The organism is Pontibacillus halophilus JSM 076056 = DSM 19796, from assembly GCF_000425205.1.
GTDB lineage: Bacteria > Bacillota > Bacilli > Bacillales > BH030062 > Pontibacillus_A > Pontibacillus_A halophilus.
The window spans coordinates 68068-80832 of record NZ_AULI01000014.1 but is presented as its reverse complement, the minus strand read 5'-3'; the positions used below and the strand labels follow the sequence as shown (position 1 = coordinate 80832).

Genomic DNA, 12765 nt, shown 5'->3' with positions numbered 1-12765 from the left:
TGCATCCTCCACCATTATGCCGACCTAGCTCAATCTGGCAGAGCAACTGACTTGTAATCAGTAGGTTGGGGGTTCGAGTCCCTCGGTCGGCACCAGTAACAGCTTATATGGAACATCCTTGATGGAGGGATAGCGAAGTTGGCCAAACGCGGCGGACTGTAAATCCGCTCTCTCTGAGTTCGCAGGTTCGAGTCCTGCTCCCTCCACCATTCAATTTTATTTAAATGATAAAATGATTGTAACCATTAGGTATCATTCATTTTTTGTTTTTTCTCTTAATGATTGGGCCATAGCCAAGTGGTAAGGCATCGGTTTTTGGTACCGTGTATCGCTGGTTCGAATCCAGCTGGCCCAGCCATTATTTGAGCCATTAGCTCAGTTGGTAGAGCATCTGACTTTTAATCAGAGGGTCGAAGGTTCGAATCCTTCATGGCTCATATGCGAAAGTAGTTCAGCGGTAGAACACCACCTTGCCAAGGTGGGGGTCGCGGGTTCGAATCCCGTCTTTCGCTCCAAAACATGGGGCCTTAGCTCAGCTGGGAGAGCGCCTGCTTTGCACGCAGGAGGTCAGCGGTTCGATCCCGCTAGGCTCCATAAACGAAAGACCGTAAATCTTCGGATTTGCGGTCTTTTTTTTTCGTATATCTATTCATTGTTTTGTTGAGTTGAGTCATTTTCAGAATTCTGCCTACAATAGTAGTGGAGGGAGATGATTCAATGAAAACGAAATTAGGGATTATAGGAGTGCCAATGGACTTAGGACAACTTCGCCGTGGGGTGAATATGGGACCAAGCGCCATTCGGTATGCTGGAGTGATTGAAAGACTTGAGAAGTTAGGATATATAATTGATGACTATGGTGATGTAGACATTCCTACACCAGACCGTAAGAGCAATCAGATGCAGGATGGATTACGTAATCTGAATGAGGTAGCTGAAGGAAACCGTCGCCTCGCTGAGAAAGTGGAGCGTATTATCGAGGGAGATGCCTTTCCTTTAATACTTGGTGGAGATCATAGCATTGCGATTGGTTCTCTAGCAGGTATTGCACGTCATTACTCAAACTTAGGCGTCATTTGGTACGATGCTCATGGGGATCTAAATACGAGTGACACATCCCCGTCGGGTAATATTCATGGGATGCCACTGGCTGTTAGCCTAGGTTTAGGCCATGACGATTTAACAATGATTGGGGGTTATCGAGAAAAGATTAAACCTGAGAACATTGTTATAATAGGGGCACGGTCTTTAGACAGTGGAGAGAAAGAGCTCATACGTGAACGTGGAATTAAAGTCTTCTCCATGCATGAAGTAGACCGCATGGGAATGACAGCGGTGATTCAGGAAACCATCCAATACTTAAAGGAAAAGACCGATGGGGTTCATTTAAGTTTGGATTTAGATGGCCTGGACCCAAATGAAGCTCCTGGAGTAGGCACACCCGTTGTAGGAGGATTAAGCTATCGAGAGAGTCATTTAGCGATGGAGATGCTTCAGGAAGCCGGTATGATTACTTCTGCAGAATTTGTAGAAGTGAATCCAATACTTGATGAGAAAAATAAAACAGCGACGCTTGCAGTGGAATTGATGGGGTCTTTATTTGGAGAGAAATTGAAATAGAAGACAAAAGTAGAAACAGCTCTTGGTATGGATAAAACCGAGGGCTGTTTCTTATTTATCTCTTAATGATTCGTATTGGTTAAGTAGAGTGTCTAAACGCTTGCTTACTTCCACTACTTCTTTAGATGACAAAGGCATGTGTGTGGAAAGCTGCACCATTTCTTCTCTACAGTATTCAATTTGGGATAGGATTTGTTCACCCATTTTCTCGCCTCCTGATAGGATTGTACATACCTCAGATATTATATATCCCATTTTTAAAATCATAAACATATTTAAACAAAAATAGCCCATAATTAGAAAAAATTTTTTATAATAGGGAAAGGAAAAGTGAAACCTGCAGGTGCTGCTTCTCGTATGGATAGTAACCGCAGAAAAGGCGGAGGTATAGCACATGGAGACAATCATTAAAAAACGAATTAAACAGGTCAAGAAAGGGGACCAATCCGCCTTCAGTGAAATAGTCACGTTCTATCAGGGGAAAGTATACAATATCTGTTACCGGATGTTAGGGAATCAGCATGAGGCAGAAGACATTGCTCAAGAAGCATTCGTAAGAGCGTATACAAATATCCATACCTTTGATGAGAACCGGAAATTCTCGACATGGCTTTATCGGATTGCAACGAACCTTTCTATCGATCGAATACGTAAGAAGAAACCAGATTATTTCTTGGATGCTGAGGTAAAGGGTACAGAAGGCTTGACGATGTACTCACAGCTATCTGCTGACCAAGCCCTACCAGAAGAAGAAGTTGAAAGTTTAGAAACAGAAGAAACGATTCACAAAGAGATTCTTTCCCTTCCGACTAAGTATCGATCGGTCATTGTCCTTCGATTCATAGACGAACATTCGCTACAGGAGATTAGTGACATACTAGACATCCCTGTCGGCACCGTGAAAACGAGGATACACAGAGGTCGAGAGGCATTAAGGAAGAAGCTTCGTCATTTATAAAGGAGTGATGGGAATGAAATGTTCAAATGAAGCAATCATTTTGATGCATAGATATTTAGATGACGAGTTAACTAAAGACGAAGAGCGTGAACTGCGTCAACATCTGCAGGATTGCAAGGCATGTCAGGAGCATTTCCAATCGTTGAAGCATACGAATGCTATATTAGCGAGCTCGAAAGAATTACAACCTTCTGACCGCTTTACAATGAATGTGATGAGCAGTTTACCGAAAGAAAAGAAAAGAATGAGTTACGGGAGATGGCTCAAAGCCCATCCGATGATTACTGCAGCGGCAATCTTTATGATTCTGATGTTTGGCAGTGTATTCTCAACCTGGAATCAAGACCAACAGTTGAGCGTGTCTAAGCAAGAAGGGGTTGTCATTGAAGACAATACGGTGATTGTTCCAGAGGGAGTAACTGTGGACGGTGACCTAGTGGTGAAGAATGGCGATGTGAAAGTCGATGGAACGGTTGATGGGGATGTCGTCGTCGTTAACGGTGATTCCTTGCAAGCAAGTGCAGGCGAAGTGACTGGCGATCTACAACAAGTTGATCAAGTATTTGGCTGGATGTGGTACAACATTAAGAACGCCGCAAAATCCATCTTCTCAATCGAAGACTAGGAAAAAAGACTACTTCCAAAAGTAGTCTTTTTTTGTAGTAGGGATTGTAGGAAGGGTGTGTTATTTATCTTGAAGAAATTATGATATACTACTAATAGTGTGTTCATATTAGAATTTTTACCATTACATTGTATAAAGGAAGTGTAGGCATGCTTGATGGGGGAGCGGATGTACTGAAATACATACGAATTATTGCAGATATAGCCCTTGTCTGGTTTGTTTTATATAAACTAATCATGCTGATACGGGGGACGAAAGCCGTACAGCTGTTAAAAGGGATTTTCGTTGTTCTTGGGATTTGGGTAATTAGCTACTTTCTCCAGCTAAATACACTCAATTGGCTCATGAGTCAGGCAATGACCTGGGGATTTCTTGGTGTCATTATTTTATTCCAGCCTGAACTTAGGCGGGCACTTGAACAATTAGGGAGAGGCAGCTTCTTTCAGCGAAATTCAGCTGCTGAAGATGACCATGTAAAGCGTTCTGTAGACCATATTATGAAGTCTATGAACTACATGGCAAAGCGGCGCATCGGTGCACTGATCTCTATTGAACGGGAAACGGGCATGAGTGAATATGTTGAAACTGGAATTCCGATTGGCGGTCAACTTACGAATGAGTTGCTGACAAACATCTTTATTCCAAACACCCCGCTTCATGATGGAGCCGTTATCATCCAAGGTGATGAGATTACAGCCGCAGCGTGTTATTTACCATTGTCGGAAAGTCCATTTATCTCTAAAGAGCTAGGAACCAGACACCGCGCTGCCATGGGAATAAGTGAAGTGACAGATGCCTTAACGTTAATCGTCTCAGAGGAGACAGGGAATATCTCCTGTACGAAGAATGGAGAATTGCACCGTGATATTGATCAAGAAACATTGCGTGATATCTTAACGAAAGAACTCGAGGGAAACCAAAAAGAGGATACGAAAAGTTGGAATTGGAGGGGGAAGAAAGATGGATAGATGGTTAAAAAGTCCGTGGTTTATTCGGATCATTTCTCTCATACTTGCTGTCCTTCTTTATGCCTCTGTTGCCTTAAATGATACAGCTTCTGGCACAAATTCTGGGAGCGCTCTTTTCTCTCAGGATACGGAGCTAGCTAGCATCAATGATATACCAGTAAACTTATACGTCGACGAAGAAAAGTATATTGTCAGAGGGGCTCCGCAAGCTGTAACCGTTACAGTAGAAGGACCAAAGAGTGAAGTGATGAAGGCCATTCGCCAACGCTCATTTAGCTTGTTCATTGATTTAAGAGAGCTAGAAACAGGTTCGCATACAGTCCCTATTAAACATAGTGGCTTTTCAAACCAGCTTTCTGTTTATATGGAACCTAGTGAAGCAGACATCACCATTGAGAAGCGGTTGACGAAGAAAGTCTCGGTCGAAGTAGATTTCATGAATAGAGGGCGAGTAGCCTCCGGTTATGAGCTTGGAAAGCCTTCTGTAGAGCCTAAGCAAATCGAAGTGACGGGGTCTGAATCTGAAGTGTCTAAAGTAGCCTTAGTGAAAGCCATCTTAGATGTTCAAGGTATTAGTGAATCGATTCAAGACAAAGAGGCACCTGTTAAGGTATATGACGAACAAGGCAATGAGTTGAATGTCATTGCCGAGCCTGCTACGGTACAAGTGAACGTACCCGTCTCTTATCCTAGTAAAGAAGTTTCGGTCGCTGTGAAATCTGAAGGCAATCTACCTAATGGGTTAACACTTAAGTCTTTAGAACTAACGGAAGATACGGTAGAAATATACGGTCCATCTGAGGCAATAGACGCTATTGATTCAATTAAGGATATTCGTGTAGATTTAAGTAATGTGAAGGAAGATGGCTCGATCAAGGTGGACCTTCCTCTGCCAGAGAAGGTTGAGAAGGTTGAACCAAGTCAACTCGAAGTACAAGTCGATGTAGAAGAGTCTGGCGAGTAAATCCACGATGACTTCTAGCAAGGAAGAAGTGGTATGGAAGCGGTAAATACGGAAGACTTCGCTCTTTCGAAATGATGAGGACAGTATCATTCAACATGAGGAGACTGAGAGTTCTCCAACAGAAGCAACAATCCAATTAGAATGTAAATCGTTATGGATAATTAAAGGAGCGGATTTATCGTGGGTAAATTTTTCGGAACGGATGGGGTACGAGGCGTAGCCAATGACGGGCTGACACCAGAGCTAGCATTTAAACTTGGTCGATTTGGTGGATACGTGGTCACAAAAGAAAAACAAAAGCCGAAAGTTCTTATAGGACGCGACACTCGTATTTCAGGTGAGATGCTTGAGAATGCACTTGTAGCGGGTCTATTATCCATTGGAGCAGAAGTCATGCGTTTAGGCGTAATTTCCACTCCAGGAGTCGCTTACTTAACGAAAGCTCTTGATGCAGAAGCGGGTGTAATGATCTCAGCATCCCACAATCCTGTTGAGGATAATGGAATTAAGTTCTTCGGTTCTGATGGCTTTAAGTTGACGGATGAACAAGAAGATGAAATTGAACGCTTGATGGAACTTGAGACAGACGAACTGCCTCGTCCGACAGGCGCGGGTGTAGGTGTTGTGAATGATTACTTTGAAGGCGCTCAAAAATATATGCAATACTTAAAACAAACAATTGAATATGATTTTGAAGACATACACATTGCGCTTGATTGTGCTCACGGTGCTACATCTTCAATCGCTCCGCATTTGTTTGCGGACCTTGAGGCGGAAACATCTACGATTGGTTGCACGCCGGATGGTCTAAATATTAACGACGGAGTGGGTTCGACGCATCCTGAAGCGTTGCGTGAAACTGTGCTTGAAAAGGGAGCAGACATTGGTCTAGCCTTTGACGGAGACGGTGATCGTCTAATTGCTGTGGATGAGAAAGGCAATATCGTTGACGGTGACCAGATTATGTTCATCTGTGCGAAGTACCTAAACGAAAAAGGCCGCTTGAAACATAATACCGTCGTTTCTACTATCATGAGTAATATTGGGTTCTACAAGGCTGTTGAAGCGAACGGAATGAAGAGTGACAAGACGAAGGTAGGCGATCGCTACGTTATGGAAGAAATGCGTAGAGGAGATTACAGTCTTGGTGGGGAACAATCTGGTCACATCATCTTCCTCGATTACAACACAACGGGTGATGGTCTGCTATCCGCTCTTCAACTTGTTGATGTTATGAAGGATACTGGAAAGCCATTGTCTGAGCTTGCTGGAGAAATGAAGAAGTATCCACAAGTATTGAAGAATGTACGTGTCACAGATAAGAATGCAGTATTCGAGAATGAACGCGTCTCAGCTGAAATTAAAGCGGTTGAAACGGAGATGGGAGAACATGGCCGAGTGCTTGTACGTCCTTCAGGAACAGAGCCACTTGTTCGTGTGATGGCAGAAGCTCCAACTGCAGACGAATGTGAGGCATACGTTCAACGCGTAGTCGATATTGTAGAAGAAGAATTAGGTTCAAAAGCTTAATATAAGATTCTAGCATATGCTCAGACGCACTTCTTCTGCTGTCTGAGCATATTTTATTAGTATTCGGTACCCCACTGCTTCAAAATATTTTCATTGACCCTATCCCTCAGTTTGGGTAAAATTGAAATTGTTCGTTCCTTTACAAAGATTGACAAGTTTAAAGATAAACGTAGAGGGAATGAACCGTATGGAACTTTTCTTGTATTTCCAAAGCAGGAAAGGGGGAAAGTAATACGTACATCCATTCTAAAAGCGCCTGGACTATTTCCGAAAACGGATTGGGAGATAGTTGACGAGGAGGAGGTTCATCGAGAATCGGCGGATGCCTCCCGGCTGACGTACTTCAGCTGATACGTACTCCCCTGAAAACAAAGAGGTGACTCTTTGCACAAGGGTGGATACAAAGTACAACGAAACGTCATGAGAAAGGGGCAAACGCTTGCCCCTGATACAGAAGGTTAGGTTTGCCCCTTTTAATTAAGGAGGAAACTTAAAATGTGTGGAATTGTTGGATATATTGGACAGAATGAAGTACAAGATGTACTTCTTAAAGGATTAGAGAAGCTTGAATATCGTGGATATGACTCTGCGGGGATTGCAACGTTTAACGATCAAGGTGTCCATGTAACAAAGGTTAAAGGCCGTATTGCAACATTGCGTGATGAAGTAGAGGCTTCTACTGAAGGCACTATGGGAATTGGTCACACTCGTTGGGCAACACATGGTGCTCCGAGTAAAGTGAACGCACACCCGCACCAAAGTACATCAAAGCGTTTTACAATCGTTCACAACGGTGTAATTGAGAACTATGAGGATGTACAGAAAGAGTATATCCCGGACGTTCAACTTCAAAGTGAAACAGACACAGAGATCATCGTACAACTACTAGAGAAGCTCGTTGAGGAGCAACAAGACGTAGAAGCTGCATTCCGTAAAGCCATTAGTTTGTTCAAAGGGTCTTACGCAGTTGCGGTTATGGATGCACAGAATCCTGATACAATCTTTGTTGCGAAGAATAAGAGCCCTCTACTAGTTGGACTAGGTGATGACTTCAACGTTGTATCTAGCGATTCATTGGCGATGCTTCATGTTACCAACGAATTCGTAGAGCTTGAAGATAAAGAAGTTGTTCTTGTAGAACGTAATTCTGTTCAGATTAAGAAATTAGACGGTACGAAGGTTGAGCGTGATTCCTTCACAGCTGAAATCGATGAAAGTGACATTGAAAAGGGTACGTACCCTCACTTCATGCTGAAGGAGATCGATGAACAGCCATTTGTCATTCGTCGTATTATCCAAGAATATCAAGATGAGAACGATAACATTAAATTAGACCCTGAAGTTCGTGAGGCAATGAAAGACCACGACCGTGTGTATATCATTGCTTGTGGTACGAGTTACCATGCAGGCCTAGTAGGTAAGCAGTTTATTGAGAAGCTTGCTCAAGTGCCTGTAGAAGTGCACGTAGCAAGTGAATTCTCCTACAACATGCCATTGCTTTCTGAGAAGCCGTTGTTCATCTTCATCTCTCAAAGTGGCGAAACTGCCGATAGCCGTGCAGTACTAGTGGAGATTAAGCAGAAAGGCTACAAAGCGCTTACCATTACGAACGTTCCAGGATCTACCCTTTCTCGTGAAGCGGACTACACGCTACACCTACATGCTGGACCTGAGATTGCAGTTGCTTCCACGAAAGCGTACACAGCTCAAATGGCTGTACTCGCAATCTTAGCGGTAGATACAGCACAAGCAAAAGGACTACAACTCGAATTCAATCCTCTTAGTGAGTTAGGTATTGCTGCGAATGCAATGGAAGCACTAACAGACCAAAAAGAGCAGCTTGAAGACATTGCTCGTACGTATCTATCAACGACGCGTAACTGTTTCTTCATCGGCCGTAGCATTGACTATTATGTTGGATTAGAAGGCGCTCTTAAGCTGAAAGAGATTTCTTATATCCAAGCAGAAGGTTTTGCTGGTGGGGAATTGAAACACGGTACGATTGCGTTGATTGAAGAAGGTACACCTGTTATGGCTCTTGCAACACAAGAGAACGTCAACTACTCCATTCGCGGAAACGTGAAGGAAGTTGCGGCACGTGGTGCAAACCCTTGCGTGATCAGTATGAAAGGACTCGACCAAGAAAGTGATGCATTCGTCATCCCACACGTACACGAATTGCTCACACCACTTGTGTCTGTTGTTCCATATCAATTAATTTCTTACTATGCAGCTCTTCACCGCGATTGTGACGTGGATAAGCCACGTAACCTTGCGAAGAGTGTTACAGTTGAATAAGAATTAAATGCCCCCCCTAGAGATCTCTAGGGGGGTTTTTAGTAATGTTTTGTCTATACAACACCCTCTTTTCGAGTGTTGTACAATCAAGCAGATGTATCTGTTAGACATATAGGTATGAGGCGTTTCGGAAGTTCTAGTGCATTACAGACGTGCCGAGCTTCTCCTACCACCATATAAAAAGAGAACAGCTTACTCGCTGTTCTCTCCGTGTTCAAAGAGCTCATCCAATAATGGTGCGCTCTCTTTATATTTATCCATCTTCGTGCGTATGCCTTCCATCTTCTTATCTAAATAATTGGCTAAGTCAGCTGCTTCTTTCAATTCGTCCGTTAAATGTTTAGGGACTGTCTTATCAAATTTATAATAGATTTTATGCTCTAAGCTTGCCCAGAAATCCATAGCGACCGTTCGAATTTGGATCTCGACGTTCATTAGTTTCTTCTCTGTAGACAAGAAGACGGGAACTTGGACGATGAGGTGTAGGCTCTTATACCCGTTTGATTTTGGGTGCTGGATATAATCTTTCACTTCTTGGACGTGAACGTCGTCTTGGTTACAAAGGATGTTGACTAATTTGTAGATATCCGATTCAAAGGAACAAGTTACTCGTACGCCTGCAATATCGTGGATGTGTTGCTCGGCATGTTCTGCGGTAACTTCAAGGCCCTTCCGTTCAAGCTTTCGTTGTATGCTTTCCATCGATTTAACTCTGGATTTTAAATGTTCGATTGGATTATGGTCATGAACATGCTGAAACTCTTCATTCAGAATTGTTAATTTCGTGTCCATCTCATCTAGCGCAAATTTATAATACGTAATTAAACTGACCCATTGGGATACTTCTTCTTGCGTGTGAGTTTCAATCATGATTTTAATCCACCTTTTAGGAGCAAGTACAGCCATCTAGGCAGGTAAGTTGCTTGTATTTGTGGTTGTTCTTTCCACCATCAACATATGGGCTTGTACTTATCATAACGAACGAGGGTGGATTCGTCTACCTGGACCATAATCGACAATCTCAAGATTATAATAAAAAAAAAGAGCCCTGCTACAGGGCTCTTTATCACAATTATTTCTTCTGAGAGTTGATATATTGAACAACTTTACGTAGGTCTGTAACTGTTGGGCGGCCAAACGGACTCGTTTGTCGCTGTTGGTAAAGAAGCTTCCCGTTCTCATCAATTAAGAAGTAAGCTGGCTCACCGTGGGCACCGTGGTCTTCATATGGGTCGTCTTCACGGTGGTAGTGCACGTCGAATGCTTCAAGTGCTTGAAGCTCTTCGTCTGCTAGTACTGGGTACGTAAATCCGTGCTCTTCTTTCATTGCTTTCAGGTCATCTAGCTTGTCTGTAGATACAGTTGTAATGTGTACGTTCTTACCTTCGAAGAAGCCTATTGATTCTTGTAGGTTTTGCAAATCTTCTACACATACTGGGCACCATGAGCCGCGGAAGAAGATTAACAAATGCCAACCTTGGTTGTCCTTTTGGTGTTGTTCGAATGAGAATGTTTCACCTGTTGTACTCGGTAGAGTGAAGTTCGGTGTTGCTTCTCCTAGTTGAAATTTAGGCATGATAAATCCTCCTTGTAAGTAGAAAAAAGATGACCTCGTTCTTATGAGGCACTAGTATCATCATACCCGTTTTCTATAGAAATTCATGTAATTCAACTTACACTTTACAACTTCTTAAAGTTTGAGTTTCATGAGGATACTTCGAATATTCTCATCCTTCATCACGTCCTCACGGTGTTTACTAGTGATTTCAGTCAATGCTACATCGTGATAGAAGAATTCCGTAAAGAATTTAACAAGTGGTCGGGAATAGGAGTGGAGAGCTTGCCAATCTCCATCTTCCATCGCGGCAAACAGCATTTCTTCATCATCGATAATCACCATGCGGCTTTGTTCTAAGTTGCTATGCTGGTCAATTGGGAGTAGAACCGTGACATGGTCAATCGTCGACTCTAGATGTCCAATCGAGTGGAGCTCAATTTCTAACCCTTGCCGTTGTAGTTCTTCTAATGCAGGGAGATGCGTTTCGATGTCCTCAGACCAACTTGAAAACTTAATGGATGTGGTTGCTTTCCGAATCATCGTATGCACGAGTGATGAGATCGAGTCTTCGTCTTTCAACGTCCATACTCTGTCATCTTGTTGCTTTTTGGCTATCTGAATAGATCGAAGCTGTTCTACGTTTCGTGAGAAGTTGGCTTCGAGTTTCTTGATCATCGACTCGAGTGGGAGCGCGCTATATACACGCTTTTTCTCGAGGGTGGATTCAAGGACGACGCCTTTTTCTGTGAGGCGGTTTAGTACTTCGTATACCTTTGCTCTTGGTACAGAGGAATATTTGACGATGGTAGATGCATCTAGTGGGGATTCCACAGCGATAAGAGCTTCATAAACTTGACTCTCATAGTTCGTGAAACCGAATTGTTGAAGCATAATCATACCCCTTACGTTTCTTCGTTGGGTCTATCATAGCATAGATGACCAAATCGAAGGAAAGGGAGGAAATGGCTATTGCGCTTTTTGCTCATTAAAGTTACTATTGCAGTGGTAACTTTATTGGAGGTTGAATTGGTATGGATAAACGTGTCTATTTATTAACCATTGTTTCCTTTGTGGTTGGGATGGTTGAATTGATTATCGGCGGTATTCTGGATATCGTCGCAGCAGATTTAGGCGTTAAGATTCAAGAAGCGGGACTGTTGATTAGTGTCTTTTCCATTGTATTTGCTCTGGCAGCTCCTATTCTGTTGGCAGCTACAGCGAATGTGGAACGGAAGAAACTTACGTTAATTAGCTTACTTGTCTTCTTCATAGGTAATGGCATCGCCATCATAAGCCCGAGCTACTCGGTACTTATGATAGCTCGTATTGTCTCAGCGGCAAGTGGTTCCTTGCTTGTCGTCTTATGTGTGACACTTGCGTCGAATATTGTGTCAGAGGCTTATCGTGCACGTGCAATTGGGGTCATCTTCATGGGAGTAAGCGGATCACTTGTTCTAGGAGTACCAGTTGGATTGATGCTTGGGAATGCATTTGGATGGAGAGCGCCATTCATCTTAATCGCGGTATTAACCATATTTTCTATGGCTAATGTTTACTTCTTTATGGGTCGAATTGCTCCGAAGCCAGGTATGCCTATGCTTCAGCAGTTGAAGACGTTAAAGAACAAGAAAATCCTCTATGCGCAGCTCACATCGTTCCTGTTTCTGACGGGGCACTTAACGTTATATGGATATTTAACCCCGTTCGTGAAAGAAACAATGGGACTAGGTGGAACATGGGTCAGCATCATCTATCTAATCTTCGGGGTTGCTGCCGTGGCAGGTGGAGGAATAGGTGGGACACTTGCAGATAAGTTTGGTACGAAGCCTTCTATTATTGGGATTATTATCGTATTTGGCTTGTCCATGCTCGTTATTCCTCAAACGACCTTTATGCTTCCGTTATTCTTAGTCGTCATGGCTATATGGGGCATGTTGAGTTGGGCGATTACACCTGCTCAACAAAGCTACTTGATTGAATCATCGCCCGGTTCATCGGACATTCAGCAAAGCCTGAACAACTCTGCACTGCATTTAGGGATTGCGCTAGGTTCATCCATCGGGAGTGTGGTTATTGGGCGTGCTTCCATTGAGTTCAATCCGATTGTAGGTGCATCCTTCATTGTACTAGCTCTCTTCACTGCTATTCTTTCCATGAGACAAAAGGAAAATCATAGTGAAGCCGTGGAATTGTCTCACCAGGCATAATTGAAAAGCCTCCGTACTTCCTAATCGGGAGGGCGGA

Annotated in this window: 12 protein-coding genes and 6 tRNA genes; 14 read left to right on the top strand and 4 right to left on the bottom strand. The window is 43.1% G+C overall.

What is annotated here, in order from left to right; translation table 11 throughout:
* The first annotated feature begins 18 nt into the window (after positions 1-18).
* The 7 genes from H513_RS0113980 (at position 19) to rocF (ending at position 1620) form a co-directional block, all read left to right on the top strand.
* A tRNA-Thr gene (locus H513_RS0113980) sits at positions 19-95 on the top strand.
* Positions 96-123: 28 nt separating this feature from the next.
* Positions 124-209 (top strand) — tRNA-Tyr (locus H513_RS0113975).
* 74 nt (positions 210-283) lie between these two features.
* Positions 284-358, top strand: a tRNA-Gln gene (locus H513_RS0113970).
* Between the two features lie 6 nt (positions 359-364).
* Positions 365-437 (top strand) — tRNA-Lys (locus H513_RS0113965).
* Positions 438-440: 3 nt separating this feature from the next.
* A tRNA-Gly gene (locus tag H513_RS0113960) sits at positions 441-515 on the top strand.
* 6 nt (positions 516-521) lie between these two features.
* Positions 522-594, top strand: a tRNA-Ala gene (locus H513_RS0113955).
* 123 nt (positions 595-717) lie between these two features.
* Entirely contained in the window at positions 718-1620 is a 903-nt protein-coding gene (gene rocF, locus H513_RS0113950) for an arginase (protein WP_026801291.1), read from the top strand.
* A 51-nt stretch (positions 1621-1671) separates the two neighbouring features.
* Here rocF and H513_RS21685 read toward each other — a convergent pair whose 3' ends face one another.
* Positions 1672-1824, bottom strand: coding sequence for an aspartyl-phosphate phosphatase Spo0E family protein (locus H513_RS21685; RefSeq protein ID WP_154655256.1), 153 nt, complete (start codon positions 1822-1824; stop codon positions 1672-1674).
* A gap of 190 nt (positions 1825-2014) precedes the next feature.
* On the opposite strand from H513_RS21685, the gene sigW reads away from it, so the two are divergent.
* The 6 genes from sigW (at position 2015) to glmS (ending at position 8963) form a co-directional block, all read left to right on the top strand.
* The gene (gene sigW / locus H513_RS0113940; protein WP_026801290.1) at positions 2015-2578 is read left to right on the top strand and encodes an RNA polymerase sigma factor SigW; all 564 of its coding nucleotides are present in this window, start codon (positions 2015-2017) and stop codon (positions 2576-2578) included.
* Between the two features lie 13 nt (positions 2579-2591).
* The gene (locus H513_RS0113935) at positions 2592-3203 is read left to right on the top strand and encodes an anti-sigma factor family protein (RefSeq protein ID WP_026801289.1); all 612 of its coding nucleotides are present in this window, start codon (positions 2592-2594) and stop codon (positions 3201-3203) included.
* Positions 3204-3352: 149 nt separating this feature from the next.
* Positions 3353-4171 (top strand): diadenylate cyclase CdaA, encoded by an 819-nt coding sequence (cdaA, locus tag H513_RS0113930; RefSeq protein WP_026801288.1) that lies wholly within the window; start codon positions 3353-3355, stop codon positions 4169-4171.
* Positions 4164-5135 (top strand): CdaR family protein, encoded by a 972-nt coding sequence (locus H513_RS0113925; RefSeq protein ID WP_026801287.1) that lies wholly within the window; start codon positions 4164-4166, stop codon positions 5133-5135. The genes cdaA and H513_RS0113925 overlap by 8 nt, the downstream gene beginning before the upstream one ends.
* Before the next feature lie 180 nt (positions 5136-5315).
* Positions 5316-6665, top strand: coding sequence for a phosphoglucosamine mutase (gene glmM / locus H513_RS0113920; protein ID WP_026801286.1), 1350 nt, complete (start codon positions 5316-5318; stop codon positions 6663-6665).
* A 495-nt stretch (positions 6666-7160) separates the two neighbouring features.
* The gene (gene glmS, locus H513_RS0113915) at positions 7161-8963 is read left to right on the top strand and encodes a glutamine--fructose-6-phosphate transaminase (isomerizing) (protein WP_026801285.1); all 1803 of its coding nucleotides are present in this window, start codon (positions 7161-7163) and stop codon (positions 8961-8963) included.
* Positions 8964-9155: 192 nt separating this feature from the next.
* Here the strand turns inward: glmS and H513_RS20285 are convergent, their stop codons facing one another.
* The 3 genes from H513_RS20285 to H513_RS0113900 all read right to left on the bottom strand — a co-directional run bounded on the left by H513_RS20285 (position 9156) and on the right by H513_RS0113900 (position 11412).
* On the bottom strand, positions 9156-9833 hold the full coding sequence (locus H513_RS20285; protein ID WP_051239997.1) for a GTP pyrophosphokinase: 678 nt from the start codon (positions 9831-9833) through the stop codon (positions 9156-9158).
* A gap of 202 nt (positions 9834-10035) precedes the next feature.
* Positions 10036-10539 (bottom strand): peroxiredoxin family protein, encoded by a 504-nt coding sequence (locus H513_RS0113905; protein WP_026801284.1) that lies wholly within the window; start codon positions 10537-10539, stop codon positions 10036-10038.
* A 114-nt stretch (positions 10540-10653) separates the two neighbouring features.
* Positions 10654-11412 carry a TrmB family transcriptional regulator gene (locus H513_RS0113900; RefSeq protein ID WP_026801283.1) on the bottom strand — a complete coding sequence of 253 codons (759 nt, stop codon included), beginning with the start codon at positions 11410-11412 and terminating at the stop codon, positions 10654-10656.
* Positions 11413-11552: 140 nt separating this feature from the next.
* Between H513_RS0113900 and H513_RS0113895 the strand changes: the two genes are divergently transcribed.
* Positions 11553-12728: an MFS transporter gene (locus tag H513_RS0113895; RefSeq protein ID WP_026801282.1), complete on the top strand. Its 1176-nt coding sequence runs from the start codon at positions 11553-11555 to the stop codon at positions 12726-12728.
* Positions 12729-12765: the final 37 nt, after the last annotated feature.